Origin of the sequence: Mammaliicoccus sp. C-M13, from assembly GCF_022386845.1 — a bacterium.
Lineage (GTDB): Bacteria > Bacillota > Bacilli > Staphylococcales > Staphylococcaceae > Mammaliicoccus > Mammaliicoccus lentus.
Map to the genome: position 1 here is coordinate 20,151 of NZ_JAJNHQ010000002.1, position 18,567 is coordinate 38,717.

The window sequence follows — 18,567 nt, forward strand, 5'->3', positions numbered from 1 at the left end:
CTGATTATCTCAGTTTGAAAGTGATATGCTTATTTTTTATTAGATATATTTAGGTAACGGTTTTTTGAGTTTTTTTCCATAATATAAATTCAACTATTGCTACAATCACTAATGAAGCTCCAAACAACGGCATTATTATGCCTAACAACACTAGTGGTATTATTAATCCAAGTGACCACTTTCCTTTAACAATTGGAGGAGCGCCAAAGGTACCAGTTTTTCGTCGTTTCATCCAAGTGATAAAACCTAATACTATGCCACCTATGAATGTGATGCAAACTAGTAAATTCATTACTTTATTTGCTGTACCGAATAGATGACCTTCGTGAAGGGGGATACCATAGCTAAACCATTTTCCTACAATTCCATAATCTTGATAGTCAACTTTACCTAATTGTTTGCTAGAATATTGATCATAATAAGCTGTAGTTTCTTCTTTAGGTGGAACGTCTAGACCAGTTACACCACTGTTACTGCTTTTAGAAACAGTGAAGACCCCATCTTTATCTCCTGGATATACTACTGAGAAGGGTTCTTTAATGCCATCTTGTTTACTTTGAGTTATAATGTTCTCTAAGCTTTGTTGACCATTTGTACCAATCATACTTGTTGAATTACCATGATGCTCTGCATGTGCATCCTTTTCCGATTTGGGTTTTTCTTTAGTTCTAGTTGCCCAAGGTAATTCATTATCTTCAGATTTTGGAGGGTTAGATTTTAATGCTGTATATCCTAACTTTGGATGATCTTCTGCAAACTGATTAATTTGTTTTCCCATAAACGCCGACCAAGGTAAGCCTGTTAAGACTACTATAAAAATAGGTATAGCTATGATTAATCCAACTATTGCATGTAGTCGTCTATTAAATAAGAATGCGTTTTTCTTTTTAGTATTCTTTAATGCTTTTGATTTGAAAGTTAAATAAACACCAGATAGTATCATAAAGATTGTCCAACATGCTGCTAATTCAACTAAATAATTTACGATTGTACCACCAACAAATAAAGAGCTGTGCAATTCTCTAAGTACATTTGAATAAGTGAATTTAGCATTTTGATTAGCCACTCTTTGATTATGTTCATCTAAAAATATGTATCTAGAGTCTCCTTTGTCATTACCGATTGTGACACGGTTATTGTAAGGTTCATCCATAATACTTATTTTTTTGATTTCGTATCCTTTATAAACTTCTTGTATTTCTTTAACTGCACCATCTAATGATTGATGACCTTTTGTTTCGCTATTTGAGAAAAATTCATCCTCATATATATGATTCTCTACATTGGTAAAAAATAAATAACCAATGCCTGTTAAAGATAAAGTTAGAAGTAAAGGCGTAATAAAAAATGCTGCGTAAAAATGTAAACGTCTTAATGGGTTATAAACTTGTTTCACAATAACATCCCCGATTTCTTTATTTATTCTCGCCTAGTTAAAGGTATAACTTCAAGAAAATAAATACAATATGAAAAAGTGGAAAATTATGAAACTTTAGTGAATTTAGAAAAAGCCATGTAATAAATGTATCCAAAATGTAATATTAAAACACTCTAAAAATTCAGAATAAAATGTTAAAATTGAATAAATGAGATGAGGTGAATTACTGTGCTTACAAATGTAACTTTAATCAATGACAAAAAAAGTCGAAAAAATATAATAAATAAATTTTATAAAGGCTTAAATCAAGAAAGTATTCACGAAGCCGTTATAAGTTTAGAAGAAAGAAAACATCAAAATTTTGAGCATGGTGAAGTTTACTTTCAAGGCGATCTTAGTTCGGAAGAACAACAAGATTTAAATTTAAGTAAATCAGACGGGTTATTTATTATTAATGAGGATAATAAAAAGTGTGGAGCAATTGTCCCTTTACAACTTATTGTCCAATATTTAGCATCTAATCAAGAAGTAATTGCTAAAGAAAAAGGGTTAAGTATTATACAATTGGAGAATATTATCGATCGTTTAGAGTTAACTCTAAAATCAGAAGGTTTATAAAATACAAATAAGTCACGATTTCGTGACTTTTATTTTTTTAGAATGGAGTGTTAAATATGTACGAAGCAATTATTTTCGATTTTGACGGTACAATTATAGATACAGAGATTCATTTATTTAATACACTAAATAAGCATATTGAAAATTATAAAAATCCACCTATATCTTTAGATGAATATAAAGCCTCAATCGGATCAGTATCAAAAGAATTAGATGAAAAAATATTTAATGCACTAGGTTCAGAAATTGCATTAAAAGAAATGTTTGAAGATCATTATAAAGGCACATACAATTTACCACTAAAACCAGAAGTTAAAAAATTATACGATTATAGTGTGGAAACTAATTTGAAGATGGGTATTGCTACTAGTAGTTACAAAAAAGATATAATACATAACGTTGAACGTTTAGAGTTGAATAAAAATATAAATGTTATAAAAGGAAGAGAAGATGTAGCATTTGTAAAACCTAATCCGGAATTATATATTCAGGCAGCTCATGAATTAAACGTAGAACCTGATAAGTGCTTAGCAATTGAGGATACACCTAATGGAGCTCAAGCAGCTGTTGATGCTGGAATGGATGTTATTGTTATAACACATGATATTACAGAAGACTTGGACTTTAGTCATATAAATATTTTAGATAAGAATGTAAAGGCTGAAGAAATTATAGAACGTTATCTTGAACGAGCATAAAATAGGTTTTATTTAATAGTTTAAATCTAAGATTAATTTAATCCCAACGTATATTGATTAATGTTATAATAAATTTACTAATGACATTTAGAGGTGTTGCATGAATAACGAACAATATAAAGCAGTTGTTTATAAAAAATTGTGGTTTATAAACAATAAAGAAAAAGAAGTTGCTACAGAAATGCTAAATAGCAATGAAAATCTATTAGAGCAACATGGTAAACCTAGTCATTTTGTTTCTAATTTTCTTGAGAAAGAAATTATAGATAAAGCTAAACCACCGAGTTCAATAGATAAAGCTATGACGTTAGGTGGACTACTATTTGGTAATGTCCTCATGGTAGGTATTCTCATTACGGCAGCATTGTTAATATTAGGTACATTCACTTTATACTTTACAAAACCTTTAAGTGAGGCGCTATTATTTCAGCTACTCTACATCATTCTAGGTGTCGTATTACTTTTCATTGGTTATAAAGGCATAAAGTGGGTAAATGCTTACTTCACAAAAAGAATACTAATAGCCAAATGGCTCAAAGATTTATCGTAGCATATGTAGGGGGTGTCATGAATGAGTTTATTATATTTTGACGAGTGGCGTGAAACACGAGCAACTATAAGATATATAGCACAAATAATGGGTAAGTGTTGTATAGAAACAAAAGAACCAGAGCCACTATATAAACATGTCATGCTGACAGTTAATCAAGTTGGTTTATCAACAGGTGTATTACAAAGTAATGGTCATGAATTTGAAATAACTTTAGATTTATTGGATCAAACATTGGTTGTGAAAGTAGACAAAGAAGAGCACTCATTACTAATAAAAACAGGACAAACAATTCAGGAATATTATGAATTTATTTTCGAAATATTAGAAGAACATGATATAACAATTAAAATTAATACGAAACCTTATAATATACCTTATGAAACAACATTAGATAAGGATGATAAAGAACGTACTTTTAATCCTAAAATAGCTTATCATGCACTTCGCTTGATGCAACAAGCACAATACGATCATTATCAATTTCTACATTCAAGAAATATTAAAGATGTAAAAACAGGTTTATTCTGGGATAAATTTGATGTTACTTCTATTTTTTATGTTGAAGGTAATGATGAATATACAGTTTCATTATGTTATTATTTTGGAGATAAGTATAGAGAGTCGCCATACTATGTTCTGAAGATTAATCCATTTAAAAAAGATAAAATAAATTTAAAACAAGTTGAACCCTCTTATGCTGAATACAATGGTAAAGATGGTAGCTTTTTAATTTATGAAGAAGACTTAGAAAGCATTATGAGAAGAGATGAAGTATTACTAACTTTCTTTAATAGTGCTTATCAAGCTTTACTTTCTGGTGTGAGTAGTAAATTAACAAAATAATAAAATGCATTTTAAAGAGAATGGGTAATGAGTCTAATTTTATTATAAGATTTCATGTGCCCACTCTTTTTTAAATCCTTAAATGATATTTTTGGTAGTGTATGAGTCTTAAGGATTCACCAAACTTTTTACTAATCAGATGATAATCTTGATCTATATTGATAGTATTATTATTCTTGAATTTTATTTCTGTATGATATGACAATGGTTCAATATGTTGTATTTGCTTAGCATTGATTAACATATAATCAAAGTGAGATTTTGATGTAGTAGGGAATAGAACAAAGTCTTGTGTAGCGTAAATCATGAGAGGAATAAGTTTATGAACTTTCAAAATATATTTAGCATATTGTTCGCGAGTGCGCATATTAGCACCCTCAATTTTTAAAGCATCGTCTATAAGGGTTTTAACAGAAAGGTTAGTGTATTGGATTGGATGCTGTATATATTCTATTTGGTATTTATATATAGGATTTTCTGAACGTTTTAAAAAGGTCATGTCTGCACAAATTAATGTCTTCAGTAACTACACCTCCTAACACTTAATATTTTATATATAAATGCTGACAGTGTATAGCTCATTGTTAAAATCTAAAATAAGAATTCCGATTTTAATTTTTCTCTAGTTGATTTTCTATATCTTTTAATTGATGAAGGACTCTTATTCATATATATGCTTATTTCGTTTGTAGAAAAACCCTGTAATGTTAAATTGAGCCAAGTCAACTCCTCTTCATTTAAAATCTCCAATAAACTATATAATTCATATTGATAAAAATCACTGTACGATTGATCAAGTAGTGTATAATCAGACGTAGGCAAAAAACGGTTTATTTCTTTAATATTTCTTCTTAGACAATCGATTAAATAATACTTTAACTTTAAATAAATGTATTTTTCCTGATTTGTAGATTTCGATTCATCATAGGATTTTAATAAATCCCATAGTTTTATAACCATAAGTTGAAAGTAATCATCGTAATGATATTTAATTTGGTGTTGATGCAAAAGATGATGTATCATTTTTTCGTATTTTTTATAATTCAAATTGAATTGCTTGTCTAACATGGTTGCCTCTTTTTGTGGGCATGCACACTAGTATTTCCGGATGTACTAATTATATATATTTTAGGAACAAGCGTTTAATTTGAAAACAACATATATAAAGGTCTAATATAGATTAAACAAAATAAAACGTAAATTTACGTAAAAAATATAAAAATATAGCCGAAATAAAACATAAAAAAGCACATTAAAAATTATACGTTTAAATGATTTACAATTGCCATAATAACGTGTATATTTGGATATATATGGACATATGTTTTATTGGGGCAAAGACTAGGAGGTTCATCTTATGGATTATGAACACTTAAATTTAGAACATTTTTTTGCGAGAAACAATGAACTAAATAATATTAGAGATAATGCTGATTTTGTAATGATTAACAATGTAAACCGATTTATGAATTATAGAAATGGTGAAGAAGAAGGAACGATTAATCTAAGTCATTACAACTATAAAAATAGATCAGCTGCAATGTCATTTATTTTCATGGACTATACACCTTATAAATAAGCAAACATGCTTTTAAAGTATGTCTGCTTTTTTTATTTGAATTGAAATATAATAGTAATTAAAACTTAATAATTTAAATTTTGAATATTCCGTTGTAATCCTTTAAAATATAAGAGGTAAACTTTTTAAAAATAGTTAATCAAAATGATATCGGTTATAAGTTTACAAATTTAGAGGTGAAACGATGAAGAATGCCAGGCTAGAAACAATTAAAAATATAGTCGTATTATTATTAGTTTTAGCAATAATTGTTGGCCTGTTCTATTATTTAATTTCAAATCATTTAAAGTTTTACGAAGTAGATAAACAAGAAGAAAATGTAGAGGTACCACTAACTTTAAGTAAAGCCGTTGAAAAACAATATAAAAATGATACGAAAATGCAGGTAGCAACAGAGTCAGGCAATTGGAAGAATGCGTCAAGAAGTGAAATACATGATGTAATGGATGTTGAAAAGATACTAAATGATAAAAAACAAGTTTATCAGTTTTTAAATTTATCAGAGTATCAAGGTATTGATGAAAAAAGATTCCACCACATGCTAAGAGAAAGAGGAGCACTTGAGAAATACTCAAATCAATTTTTAGATGCTGCTAAACAAGAACATGTTAATGAGGTGTACTTAATTAGTCATGCTATTTTAGAAACAGGTAATAATAAGAGTAAACTAGCTAATGGTGTATTATTAACGGATAAAGGAAAAGTGACAAATTCTAAAGAAGAATCTGATGGTAAGAAATACTATAATTTCTATGGTGTAGGCGCATTAGATGAAGATCCAATAGGTACTGGAGCTAGATATGCTAAGAAAAAAGGTTGGGATACCCCACATAAAGCAATATCAGGCGGTGCTAAGTTTATTCATGATCACTATTTATCAAATCCAGAGCAAAATACTTTATATAGTATGAGATGGAATCCTGAGAAACCAGGTGTACATCAATATGCAACGGATATTAAATGGGCACAAAGTAACGCACGTATTATTGCAGAATTCTATTCAGATTTAAAAACAGAAGGTAAGTACTATATTGTTTATAAATATAAAGATACTGATAAATCACTTTCTATAAAAGAATTAGATAAAAAATTAGAACAAGAAGAGGCTAGAAAATAAATTCTAACTCTATAAAAACAGCCAATCCAGGAAAAGGATTGGCTGTTTTTTTATATGATAAATCACTTTTAATAGAAGATAGTGTCTATGTGAGCTAATATCATGCTTAATCCAATAAGAGTATGTCTACATAGCACAGATGCTTAATATCGAAACACTTGATATAAGCGTATTGTCAGTCCAATTATATACTGCTAAAATAATTAAAAAAGTCCGAGACATATTATATATGCCTCGGACTTTCTATCGTTATATTATGATGCTTCTTCTGAATTTGAACTTTCAGAAGATTTCTGATCAGAAGATTGCTCTTTTTGTAAGTCTTCTATTTTCTTAGCATCTTTTGCTTCGTCTGGAATTTTAATTTCATCTATATCATTGATTTTATCATAAGTAACTTTTGTCTTGATGTTTGCTGTGTCTTTGTCTTTTTTAAGTTTAGAATCTAAAATATATGATTCAATTTCATTATCTTTATTTACTTTAAGAACTGCATCACCAGAAACGTCATCAATTTGATCTTCAAATTGTTCAAGTTGGTCTTTATTACCTGATGAACTAGCTAATTTTTTGAAGTCTTCTTTATTTTTGATGTTATATTTTAATTCATATCCATCATCGACTTTTTTAGCTTTAGCATCTTTGAATCCATCTAATGATTTAACGTATTTTTCATAGTTTAATTGATCTAATGAACTATCTATATCCATGTTATCTACTTGAGATGATAAATCTATCCATTGATCGTTCGCTTTAGCTACCATTTTTTTACCTTGTACGTAAATCGTCATTTCTTGACCGGCTTGATTTGTTACTAGTTTTGCTGTTTCTTTTTCGTCAACATCCATGCCGACTTTGACTTTTTGTGATTCACCGTCTTTAGGTTTCATTGCAATCGCATTATCTGTATGATAACTATTAACATCTTTAGCATTGTCTTGTAAATCAGATATTACTTGACTAGCACTTTTAGTTTCTTCTTTTTTTTCAGTTTTCTTTCCTGAATCATCATCACCGCTATTTCCACAAGCTGCTAATAATAGAGATGAAGATAAAAATAAACTGCCTAATACTCTGAATTTCATTTGGCTTCCTCCCTTGTTTTAAACATGGTAACATTAAATATAATTTAATTGCAAAAATTATTATATTTATGTCCATTTTATTACATTTACTTAAGTTTTTTCTTGGGTGAAAGTATTAATATTGCAACAAATGCAATGAGTATTTTTAATATAAATTTCATTTTATCACTCCGAAAGTGTTTGTGGTTGAGGTTCCTTTTGCTTACGCTTAGTAGGATCTAATTTTCTTTCTATATACCCTAACACAATATCACTTAGTACTGCTAGTAAAGCTGTTGGAATTGCACCAGCTAGGATAAGTGATGTACCGTCTGTAGCATTTGTACCTCTAATGATTATATCACCAAGGGATGAAGAGCCGATGAATGATCCTATAGCTGTAACACCAATTGCGATTACAAATGCAATTCTTATACCACCAATCATTACGGAAAGTGATAATGGTAGTTCGACCATCGTTAATACTTGTTTAGAAGTCATTCCCATACCTTTACCCGCGTCTTTGATTCCGCTATCTACGTTTTTAATACCAGTATAAGTATTTTTGATGATAGGGAGTAGGGCATATAGGAAGACAGTCATAACAACTGTATTTGAACCCAATCCCATAACTAGCATTAAAATAGCTAATAGTGCTAAAGCAGGTACGGTTTGTATGATATTTGCTAAAGTTATGATGAAACCTGATAATTTAGAATATCTTGCAATAATAATGCCTAATGGTATACCTACTATAACCGCAAATAATACGCCATAAACAGAAATGAGTAAATGGTCTAAGAATAGTTGAAAAATATAACCACCATTATACTTATAGTATTCAATTAATTGTGTTAATACATTTCCATTCGTCAATTTACTCACCGTCCTTTTCGTCGTCAAAATAATTATGTTTCTTAAGGAATTCTTCAGCAACTACAGCTGGTTCTTTTAAGTTATTATCAGCTTCGTAGTTTAATTTTTGCATTTGTTCAGTTGAAATTTTTCCTTCGAGTTTTTTCATCGCTCTATCTACATAAGGTTTTTCTTTAATTAATTCTTCAGTAACTAGAGGACTTGCATCATATGGAGGGAAGAAACGTAAGTCGTCTTCTAATACAACTAAGTCATAACTTGCGATTCTACCATCAGTTGTATATCCAAGGACTACATCCATTTTTCCAGTATTTAATGCATCATATACTAAACCGATTTGCATAGGTCTTGTACGTTTGAAGTCAAAACCATATTTTTCTTTGAAAGCAGGATAACCATCACCAGGTCGTTTCATCCAAGAAGAGTCTACGCCTGCCTCTAATTTATCTGCAACATTTTTCATATCCGATACTTTTTTAAGGTTATATTTCTCAGCTGTTTCTTTTGTAACCATCATAGCGTAAGTATTTTCGAATCCGTATGAACCGTACCATTTTTGATTATAATCTTCATCGAAAGCTTTTCTTACAACTTTCAAAGCTTTATCAGGATCTGTAATAGGGTCCATGTTTAAAGCGCCAGTTAAATCTGTACCTGTGTAACGTGCACTGGATATATTAGCGTCACCTGTATTCATTGCGTTGAATGTAACAGTTGAAGAACCTAAATTATTAATCATTTGAATATTATTTTCGTTAACATTATCTTTTTTTGCTTCATGTTCAATCATTAGTCTATCTATATGACCTATTATTTGTGATTCACTTGTGTTTTGCATTCCGATTTTTACAGAGTTTTTATCACCAGTTCCTCCAAGAAAAGGTAGGGAACATCCGGATAAAATTACTGTTAGCGTAACTATCGGAATAAACAATTTAAAATATTTTTTCATGTTTATGTTTCCTCCTTATCTTGAAACTTTTAACCCTTTAGGTGTAACCCATTCTTCGACTTTAGAAAGTACAAAATCCATAATTAGCGCGATTGCTGTAACCGCAATTGCACCACCGATTATTAGGTCTGGTTGATATAGGTTTAACCCGTTAAAGATAAAGTCACCTAAACCACCTGCTCCTATGAAACTTGCTAAAGTTGCCCAACTGATAGCATATACACTAGATAAGCGTATACCACTCATGATTACAGAAATGGCTAGAGGGAGTTCAACCATATACATTTCTTGGAATTTAGTCATTCCCATACTAATGCCGGCACCTTTAACGTTTTTATCAACATTATTAATGCCTATGTACGTATTGTTTAGAATAGGTAATAAAATATAAATAAATAATGCAATAATTGCAGGTAATTTACCGACCCCTAAGAAAGGTATCATAATTGCTAATACCGCTAAAGATGGTACGGTTTGTAGAACACTAGCTATTGACAATACTACTTTGGCAAGTTTTTTCGTTCGTGTTAACACGATACCTAAAGGTATTGAAACAACCATTGCTAGTAAAAGCGCAACGAAAGAGATATAGAAGTGTTCTATTGTTTTTTGAAATAGTTCTTGTCCATTAACTTGAAGAAATTCTATCACAATTGTTCACTCCTTATTTAATATCACTTGTTTTTGCTTCTTCTTCATTTAATCCCCAAATTGAATCATAAACTATATCAACAAGGCTAGCTCTTGTTATAACACCTTTGATTAAGTTTTGGTTATCGACAACAGGAATTAATCTAACGTTTCTCTTAAGTATTGTACGCACTGAATCTTGAAGCATCGTACCTGTTTTAACAGTGTAAACATTTCGGTCCATCATATCGATAATATCGCTACCTTTTCGATAGCCTTCATTTAAGTCTTCAATGTCAATACAACCTACTAATTTACCTTTGAGATTCGTAACAAATAGAACATCGACACGTCTATCACGCATTAATGTTACAGCTTCGTCTATTGTTTTTTCAGAAGTAATTGTAATAGCACTAATCATAGCGTCATCTACAACTTTTAAGTTAGGTCTATCTTGTATCAATCTATTTTGACCGATAAATTCACTAACGAAATCATTAGCTGGGTGTTTAAGAATGTTATTAGGTGTATCAAATTGAACAATTTCTCCTTCAGACATGATACAAATTCTATCTGCTAACTTAATAGCTTCATCCATATCGTGTGTTACGAAGATAATTGTTTTTCCTAATTTATGTTGTAGCGTTTTGACAAGATCTTGGAGTGTATCTCTCGTAATAGGGTCCAAGGCACCAAACGGCTCATCCATAAGGATAATGTCTTGATCTGCTGCTAGCGCTCTAACGACACCTATACGTTGTTGTTGTCCTCCAGATAATTGAGAGGGATATAAATCTAAATAGCTTTCAGGTAAATCAACTAAATTAATAAGCTCTTTTGCTTTCTTTTCTTTTTCTTCTTTATTCCATTTTAATAATTTAGGAACTAGAACAATATTTTCGCGAATTGTCATATGTGGCATTAAACCAATTTGTTGAATGACATATCCTACACTTCTTCTTAAACTTACTGCATTCATCTTGCTTAAATCTTTCCCGTTTAAAGTGATTGTTCCACCAGTGGGTTCAATCATGCGATTAATCATTCTTAAAGCAGTAGTTTTACCGCTACCACTCGTACCAATAAATGCTATAAATTCACCAGATTCAATTTCCATACTGATACTATCTACAGCTTTTTTACCGCCACGATAAACTTTAGTTAAGTCTTGTATTGATAACATAACACTTCTCCTTTATTTTAATATGTAAAATAACAACGTTTATCATTATAGCATATTATATGCATATTTATAAAATTTACATGTGCTAAGGTTTTTGAAAAGCGAATTTTATAAAAAATAAGAAAATTTATAAAAAGCGTAAAATCGCGAAAAATATTAAAGTAAGAATATTGTCATATATGTAAAGAATAAAAAAGTGACAAGAAATCGTATGCTAAAATCTTGCATATAGTGCATGGACAATAGTGTTTAAGGCATATTACGGTTAGAAATTTGAAATGAGGTAATAATATAATATAAAGAATAGAGAAATCATACATCTATTTTAAATACTAATGGTAAAATTAAAGTAATATAAACTGTGTTATTTTGGAGGAGAAAAAATTGAAAGTAGCAATTATAGGTATGGGAACTGCTGGCGTAAGCACTTTAAACCAATTGACTAAACATAAAAATTTTAAAAACATCACCGTGGATATTTTTGATAGTTCAGAAGACATGGGGATGGGGAAGCCATTTCAAAATGATAGTGATCGTTTACTTATTAATCTTCCGGCCAATCAAATGTCATTAGATCCAGATGACGAAAAAGATTTTAAAAAATGGTATAAAAACAATGACATTTTTGATTATGGAAAAGCAAAGTATTTACCAAGATTAGTTTTTGGTCATTATATGAAATCTATTTTACATAATATTTTAAACAAATATGATAATATCTTCGTTCACAAATACAAAGTTGATAGTTGCTATGTTGAAGAAATTAAAGATGAGCGAGGACAATATAAAATAGATATTTGTTATATAGAAGATAATGAAGCGGTATGTCAAAAATATGATTATGTTTTTATGACGATTGGAACTTTACCTTACAAAGATCCTTATAAATTAAAAGGTGTGAAAGGATATATAGAATCACCTTATCCAACTGTACAATCTTTGAGAGGCGTTAAAGAAAATGACGATATTGCTATTATTGGTACAGGATTAAGTTCAGTTGATGTTATTCGATATGTTATGGAAAACCATAAACAATTTCCGATTGTAGTGACTTCTAGACATGCTCAGTTTCCGACAGTTCGTGGTATTAACCATGATATTAAATTAAAGTATATTTGTGTTGAAGAAGTAGAAAAAATCAAAAAAATTCATAAAGGAATAGCACCATTATTTGAAATAGAAGAATTGTTTAAAAAAGAGTGTGAATATCAAAATATTGATTTAAAGAAAATGTTACATCGATTTAAAAAAGATAATGTAATCAATATAAAATATGATTTAAAGCATGAAGACGAAGTTGGGCACTTCCAATCCTTTGTTGAAGAAGTAAAACATAATATGATTCCACTATGGAACGCAATGACTATAAAAGATAAAGAAACATTTTTATCTAAATACGGTCAGCATTTTAAAAGAAACGCTAACCCCATGCCACAATCTTCAGCTAAACAATTAATTGAATGGATAGAAAGTGGAGATGTAGTCGTAAAAGAAGGATTAGAAAACGTTCGTAAATATTATGGGAAATTTAGACTAAAATATAAAAATAGTGAAAATGAAGATAGTTATCACTATGTTATTAATGCAACAGGTCCTAAAATGCATTTATCTGAATTAAATGAGGATGAGCATTTTATAAAAGGTTTAGAAAACAAACAAATCATTGCGCCTCATCCTTTTGGTGGTATTTTAGTAGTGCCATATTCTAATGAAATAATTAGCCCTAAATATGGAACAATGCCAAATTTAAAAGCAATAGGACAAATTACAAGTGGTGTAAATTTTGATGTTAATGGCGTTTCATTATTAGTGGATGAAACAGTTAGAGCCGTTAATGATTTATATATTGAACTAGAAGAAAGAAACTTAAAAAATAATAACAAAAAGAAAAAGTCGAAAAAGAAGAAAAATAAATAAATATATTAAATTTAGTAATATATTTGTAAACCATACTATTTTAGTATAGAATATGGTCATCAGTGATTACTGATGATTATAATTTAATAATATTCTTTCGGGGCAGGGTGAAATTCCCAACCGGCGGTAAATCAAGCCCGCGACCTGCATTTGCTTAGCATTTGTGGCTGATTCAGTGAAAATCTGAAGCCGACAGTATAGTCTGGATGGGAGAAAGAATAGACGAAGCGTATACAATACGCTTATTTCGTTATACAAAAATGTTTTTGTCTTTAATCTATTAAAGGCTTATTTCTTGATACATTTTTTACTCCCAAGACACCGAAATGTTAATTTTCGGTGTCTTTTTTTCATTTTTAGGAGGTATATAAATGAATCAATATTTAGAATTTGCTATTCAATTAGCTGAACAATTAAAAGGACAAACTAGTACGAATCCCTCTGTTGGTGCTGTTATCGTAAAAGATAATAGAATTATCGGTTTTGGTGCTCATTTAAAAAAAGGTGAAGCACACGCCGAAATTCAAGCACTTAATATGGCTGGTAAAGAAGCAGAAGGTGCAACAATATATGTTTCTCTTGAACCGTGTTCACACTATGGTTTAACACCTCCGTGTTCTAAAGCAATAATAGAAAGTGGTATTTCTAGAGTAGAATATGCTGTGAAAGATGGATCACTAAGTAAAAGTGGACACGATATGCTTGAAGAGGCAGGAGTAGAAGTAATACATTCGCCTTCAAGTAGAGCGGAGGAATTATATAAAGAATTTTTTATTCAACAAAAGAAGAAGACACCTTTTGTAACATTAAAAATATCAACTAGTCTAGATGGGAAAGTTGCTACTGATTTTAAAGAAAGTAAATGGATTACATGTAAAGCAGTGAAAGAAGATGTACTTCATTTAAGAAGTGAAAATGATGCAATTATTACGGGTGGCGGCACAGTGAGAGAAGATAACCCGCTACTAACATCACGAAAACCAAACTTCAAAGAGCCAAAACGCATTGTTTTATCCCAACAGTCTTCTTTCGATGAAGATTTACAAATTTTCAAAGATCGAGATAATCCTGCAATAGTAGTAACAAACCACCCAAATTTTGAAATTAAAGACACACAAAATATTGAGTTATATAAAAGTGATTTATCAAATTTAGAAAACATGCTTCAACTTCTATATAAATTAGGTTACGCGAGTGTTTTAGTAGAAGCAGGACCAACACTTGTTAGTCAATTTATAGAACAAGATTTAGCTGACCAATTAATTATTTATCAAGCCCCGAAAGTAATTGGTGGTCAAGGCAAATATCAATTTTATCAAACAAATGATGTTTATCCTTTATCCAAAATTAAACAGTTTAAATTTATATCAACAGAAATCATTGACGAAGATCTTAAATTAATTTTAAGAAAGTAGTGAGTGTATGTTTACAGGAATAATTGAAACAGTAGGTACGATTAAAAATGTGAGCACAAAAAGTGGTGTAAAGTCATTATCAATACAAGCTCCAGAAATATGTGATGATTTGTCACTAGGAGATTCAGTAAGTGTCAATGGTGTTTGCTTAACTGTTACAGAACGAAATGATTCATTATTTAAAGTTGAAGTAATTACAGGCACAATTTCTGTGACATATTTAGAAAATCTTACGGTAAATGATCAAGTGAATCTGGAACGTGCAATGTTAACGAATGGAAGATTCGGAGGACATTTCGTTAGTGGACATGTTGATGGCAAAGGTATTATAAAGCGCATCACTAAAAGAAATGATGAATGGTTAATCGAAATTAATGTAGATGAATCATTATTAAATCAAATGATTGATAAAGGTTCGATAACTGTAGATGGAGTAAGTTTAACGATATTCAAGTTAAATCAAAATTCATTTGAAATTCATCTCATACCTGAAACAAGATTACGTACGATTTTTGTAAATAAAAAACAAGGTGATTCTGTACACATAGAAACGGATTTATTGTTTAAATATGTTCAAAAAATAACGAATCAAAATAACAGTCAATTATCACAAGAAAAATTACTGAATTTTGGATTTTAGGAGGCTAACTATGTTTGATAGTATTGAAGCGGCATTAGAAGATTTGAAGTTAGGCAAACCTGTTATTGTAGTGGATGATGAAGATAGAGAAAATGAAGGCGACTTAATAGCAGTATCAGAATATTTAACTGTTGATACAATTAATTTTATGGCTAAATTTGCTAGAGGATTAATTTGTGCGCCTATTAGTCAACAGATTGCAACTCAACTTGATTTACACCTTATGACAAGTACTAATGATAAATTCAAAACAGCTTTTACTGTAAGTGTTGATCACATATCTACAACTACTGGTATTAGTGCATTTGAAAGAACGGATACAATTAAAGCGTTAATCAGTGAAAGTTCCGGCGATGCTTTTGTTAAACCAGGACATGTTTTTCCGTTAATTGCGAAAGACAATGGTGTGCTTGAAAGAATAGGGCATACGGAAGCTTGTATAGATTTAGCAAAATTAACTGACGCAAAACCAGCTGGTGCAATTTGTGAAATAATGAATGATGATGGAACTATGTCTAACCGTGAAGAGCTATATACATTTAAATTAGAACATGATTTGAAAATGATAACGATAGAAGACTTAGTAAAATATAGAAAAAAACATGATCAAATCGTACAATTTGAATCGAAAATTAAATTGCCAACATCTTTTGGAGAATTTGATATGTATGGTTTTTCATCACAATTGGACGACAAAGAATATTTAGCGATTACTTCAGGTGACATAAAAAATGATACGAACGTTCGTATTCATTCAGCTTGTTTAACTGGAGATATTTTTCACAGTGCGAGATGTGATTGTGGTGAACAACTTGAGTATGCGATGAAATACATCAAAGAGCATGGTGGTATTATTTTATATTTACCACAAGAAGGTAGAGGTATTGGTTTAATTAATAAATTAAAGGCATATGAATTAATTGAACAAGGTTACGATACAATCACAGCTAATAAAGCTTTAGGGTTTGAAGCGGATTTAAGAGATTATACAGAAGCTATTCATATATTGAAATATTTTAATATAAATCATATTAAACTGATTAGCAATAATCCAGATAAGTTTCAACAGCTAAACGACTTAGGTATTACAATAACAGAACGAATACCAGTAGTGATGAATCCTAACGTTAATAATCAATCTTATATTGATACAAAAAAAGAAAAAATGGGTCATTTATTATAATTGAAATGGAGAGAATTTAAATGAAATTTGAAGGTAAAATGAATGGATCAGAATTAAAAATAGCAATTGTAGTAGGTAGATTTAATGATTTTATTACAGGAAGACTATTAGACGGTGCAAAAGATACTTTAATTAGACATAATGTCGAAGAAGAAAATGTACATGTAGCTTATGTACCGGGTGCTTTTGAAATTCCATTAGTAGCTAAAAAATTAGCTAACTCAGGGAATTATGATGCTGTCATTACATTAGGGTGTGTAATTAGAGGCGCAACAACACATTATGATTACGTATGTAATGAAGTAGCAAAAGGCGTATCTAAAGTAAGTGATACAACAGATATACCTGTTATCTTTGGTGTTATAACTACGGAAACAATAGAACAAGCAATAGAAAGAGCAGGTACAAAAGCTGGTAATAAAGGTGGAGATGCAGCTCTAGCAGCTATTGAAATGGCTAACTTATTAAAAAATATAGAAAAAACAATATAAAATAGTTCATAAAAAAACTCCTAACATGTTGGTTATAAACCGATGTATTAGGAGTTTTTCTATTAAATATAATTAAAACCGTGTAATGATTATTGTTTTATTTGTTTTTCTTAAACAATGCAATACTACCAATTGTTAACAATGATGCAGCTGCAACTCCTGCCGCTCCCGTGATAAATGTCTTTTTGTTTTTTGCACTGAATATATCTAATAGCATTAGATTAATATTTTGAGGTCTCTCTGCTAAACGGCGCATGAAATAACCGAACCAATCTTCCCCGAATGGTACATACATAGTAAAGTTGTATCCTTCGTCAGCTAATTCATATGCATAGTCAGTTCTGAAACCGTATAGCATTTGGAATTCAAATGAATTTTTATCGATATTATGGTTTTTAACAAATTGTTTAACATGATTAATAATGTTGTGATCATGTGTAGCAATAGATGTAAAAGCATTAGCCGTTAACAGTCTGTGTTCAATTAACTTTATATAATTTCTATCTATTTCTTCTTTAGTTTGATAGGCGATGTGAGGGCCTTCTTTATAAGCACCCTTTACTAAGCGAAGCCTTAAATCTTGATACTTATCCATAATATTCATTGCGTCGTGTAAGTATGCTTGAATTACTGTGCCGACATTATTGAATTCATTTTTCAATTTATCAAGTATTTCAGTAATGCCAACTAAGTCTTCAAATTTTTCAGCATCTATGTTAACAAATGAATTATCAAATTCTTGAGCTTTTAATAAAATTTCCCGAGTATTTTGATAAGTAAAATCTTTATCAATATTAATCCCTAATTGTGTTAACTTAATTGAAACATGTGCTTGAATATTAGCGTTATAACATCGTCGCATTATTTCGACGATATTTTGTTGTGCTTCTAACGCTTCATGGCGTGAAGTTACAAACTCACCTAAATTATCTAACGTACAAGAAATTCCTCTTTCATTTAATTTCTCTACTGTATCGATTGTTGAATCAATATCAACTCCCGCTACAACCTTTTTCGCACCAAGTGCAGGACCCATTCTCTTAGCTGATTCATTCATAAACTTATTGTTAGATAATGCAATAAAAAAATCTTTAACGACAGGCATAGCAAGTCCTCCTTAATCAAATATCTTCTTTCTTTTATTCTATCATGTATAATATAATTTAGTTAAGCGTTTTCATACCAATAAAATATATTTTTACACTAATAAAAGAAAAAGACATAAAAATAACATAAATAACAACCTAGAAAAGGGTGTTATTCTTTAATTTGATCCATTGTAGGAGAAATTGGTTCAGATGCTATGCTAATGGCATGAGGGAGAAACGTAAGTATTAGAACAGATAACAAGAATTTTTTAAAGAAACGCATAGGTTAATGCTCCTTTAAATCATGACGTTGTTTACATTTTCAATATAACATTCGATTAT

At 30.2% G+C, this 18,567-nt stretch carries 20 protein-coding genes and 1 riboswitch; of the genes, 11 read left to right on the plus strand and 9 right to left on the minus strand.

The window, feature by feature from the left end; genetic code table 11:
- Window positions 1-49: 49 nt before the first annotated feature.
- Window positions 50-1,396, minus strand: coding sequence for a PepSY-associated TM helix domain-containing protein (locus LQ615_RS01810; protein ID WP_218688429.1), 1,347 nt, complete (start codon window positions 1,394-1,396; stop codon window positions 50-52).
- A 210-nt stretch (window positions 1,397-1,606) separates the two neighbouring features.
- Here LQ615_RS01810 and LQ615_RS01815 point away from each other — a divergent pair, with 210 nt between their 5' ends.
- From LQ615_RS01815 to LQ615_RS01830, 4 genes are all read left to right on the plus strand, one after another.
- Complete coding sequence (locus LQ615_RS01815) at window positions 1,607-1,996, plus strand: hypothetical protein (protein WP_064205317.1); 390 nt, start codon at window positions 1,607-1,609, stop codon at window positions 1,994-1,996.
- A 56-nt stretch (window positions 1,997-2,052) separates the two neighbouring features.
- A complete protein-coding gene (locus LQ615_RS01820) occupies window positions 2,053-2,694 on the plus strand; it encodes an HAD family hydrolase (RefSeq protein WP_064205318.1) in 642 nt (213 codons plus the stop codon).
- A 100-nt stretch (window positions 2,695-2,794) separates the two neighbouring features.
- Window positions 2,795-3,244: a hypothetical protein gene (locus tag LQ615_RS01825; RefSeq protein ID WP_103269552.1), complete on the plus strand. Its 450-nt coding sequence runs from the start codon at window positions 2,795-2,797 to the stop codon at window positions 3,242-3,244.
- 21 nt (window positions 3,245-3,265) lie between these two features.
- Window positions 3,266-4,090, plus strand: coding sequence for a DUF5996 family protein (locus LQ615_RS01830; RefSeq protein WP_017000849.1), 825 nt, complete (start codon window positions 3,266-3,268; stop codon window positions 4,088-4,090).
- A gap of 70 nt (window positions 4,091-4,160) precedes the next feature.
- Here the strand turns inward: LQ615_RS01830 and LQ615_RS01835 are convergent, their stop codons facing one another.
- Complete coding sequence (locus LQ615_RS01835) at window positions 4,161-4,589, minus strand: competence protein ComK (protein WP_210618569.1); 429 nt, start codon at window positions 4,587-4,589, stop codon at window positions 4,161-4,163.
- 92 nt (window positions 4,590-4,681) lie between these two features.
- Complete coding sequence (locus LQ615_RS01840; RefSeq protein WP_239703712.1) at window positions 4,682-5,158, minus strand: sigma-70 RNA polymerase sigma factor region 4 domain-containing protein; 477 nt, start codon at window positions 5,156-5,158, stop codon at window positions 4,682-4,684.
- A gap of 289 nt (window positions 5,159-5,447) precedes the next feature.
- Here LQ615_RS01840 and LQ615_RS01845 point away from each other — a divergent pair, with 289 nt between their 5' ends.
- Together LQ615_RS01845 and sagB are read left to right on the plus strand one after the other, a co-directional pair.
- On the plus strand, window positions 5,448-5,669 hold the full coding sequence (locus LQ615_RS01845) for a hypothetical protein (RefSeq protein WP_017000846.1): 222 nt from the start codon (window positions 5,448-5,450) through the stop codon (window positions 5,667-5,669).
- Between the two features lie 184 nt (window positions 5,670-5,853).
- Window positions 5,854-6,786: a peptidoglycan release complex glucosaminidase SagB gene (gene sagB, locus LQ615_RS01850; RefSeq protein ID WP_064211334.1), complete on the plus strand. Its 933-nt coding sequence runs from the start codon at window positions 5,854-5,856 to the stop codon at window positions 6,784-6,786.
- Window positions 6,787-7,040: 254 nt separating this feature from the next.
- Here the strand turns inward: sagB and LQ615_RS01855 are convergent, their stop codons facing one another.
- From LQ615_RS01855 to LQ615_RS01875, 5 genes are all read right to left on the minus strand, one after another.
- Complete coding sequence (locus LQ615_RS01855; RefSeq protein WP_064211681.1) at window positions 7,041-7,871, minus strand: DUF6612 family protein; 831 nt, start codon at window positions 7,869-7,871, stop codon at window positions 7,041-7,043.
- A 165-nt stretch (window positions 7,872-8,036) separates the two neighbouring features.
- Window positions 8,037-8,726: an ABC transporter permease gene (locus tag LQ615_RS01860; RefSeq protein ID WP_135032669.1), complete on the minus strand. Its 690-nt coding sequence runs from the start codon at window positions 8,724-8,726 to the stop codon at window positions 8,037-8,039.
- Window position 8,727: 1 nt separating this feature from the next.
- Window positions 8,728-9,678, minus strand: a complete 951-nt coding sequence (locus tag LQ615_RS01865) for an osmoprotectant ABC transporter substrate-binding protein (RefSeq protein WP_017000842.1) — start codon at window positions 9,676-9,678, stop codon at window positions 8,728-8,730.
- 15 nt (window positions 9,679-9,693) lie between these two features.
- On the minus strand, window positions 9,694-10,329 hold the full coding sequence (locus tag LQ615_RS01870; protein ID WP_064211683.1) for an ABC transporter permease: 636 nt from the start codon (window positions 10,327-10,329) through the stop codon (window positions 9,694-9,696).
- A gap of 13 nt (window positions 10,330-10,342) precedes the next feature.
- On the minus strand, window positions 10,343-11,491 hold the full coding sequence (locus LQ615_RS01875) for a betaine/proline/choline family ABC transporter ATP-binding protein (RefSeq protein ID WP_017000840.1): 1,149 nt from the start codon (window positions 11,489-11,491) through the stop codon (window positions 10,343-10,345).
- 384 nt (window positions 11,492-11,875) lie between these two features.
- Between LQ615_RS01875 and LQ615_RS01880 the strand changes: the two genes are divergently transcribed.
- The 5 genes from LQ615_RS01880 to ribH all read left to right on the plus strand — a co-directional run bounded on the left by LQ615_RS01880 (window position 11,876) and on the right by ribH (window position 17,137).
- Window positions 11,876-13,408: an FAD/NAD(P)-binding protein gene (locus LQ615_RS01880; RefSeq protein WP_214269926.1), complete on the plus strand. Its 1,533-nt coding sequence runs from the start codon at window positions 11,876-11,878 to the stop codon at window positions 13,406-13,408.
- An 89-nt stretch (window positions 13,409-13,497) separates the two neighbouring features.
- A riboswitch (FMN riboswitch) is annotated at window positions 13,498-13,630 on the plus strand.
- Window positions 13,631-13,779: 149 nt separating this feature from the next.
- Window positions 13,780-14,823, plus strand: a complete 1,044-nt coding sequence (ribD, locus tag LQ615_RS01885; RefSeq protein WP_017000838.1) for a bifunctional diaminohydroxyphosphoribosylaminopyrimidine deaminase/5-amino-6-(5-phosphoribosylamino)uracil reductase RibD — start codon at window positions 13,780-13,782, stop codon at window positions 14,821-14,823.
- A gap of 7 nt (window positions 14,824-14,830) precedes the next feature.
- A complete protein-coding gene (locus tag LQ615_RS01890; protein WP_239703711.1) occupies window positions 14,831-15,463 on the plus strand; it encodes a riboflavin synthase in 633 nt (210 codons plus the stop codon).
- A 10-nt stretch (window positions 15,464-15,473) separates the two neighbouring features.
- A complete protein-coding gene (ribB, locus tag LQ615_RS01895) occupies window positions 15,474-16,646 on the plus strand; it encodes a 3,4-dihydroxy-2-butanone-4-phosphate synthase (RefSeq protein ID WP_239703710.1) in 1,173 nt (390 codons plus the stop codon).
- 20 nt (window positions 16,647-16,666) lie between these two features.
- Complete coding sequence (gene ribH / locus LQ615_RS01900) at window positions 16,667-17,137, plus strand: 6,7-dimethyl-8-ribityllumazine synthase (protein WP_017000835.1); 471 nt, start codon at window positions 16,667-16,669, stop codon at window positions 17,135-17,137.
- Window positions 17,138-17,234: 97 nt separating this feature from the next.
- Here ribH and LQ615_RS01905 read toward each other — a convergent pair whose 3' ends face one another.
- On the minus strand, window positions 17,235-18,242 hold the full coding sequence (locus LQ615_RS01905) for a proline dehydrogenase family protein (protein WP_064205369.1): 1,008 nt from the start codon (window positions 18,240-18,242) through the stop codon (window positions 17,235-17,237).
- Window positions 18,243-18,567 lie beyond the last annotated feature (325 nt).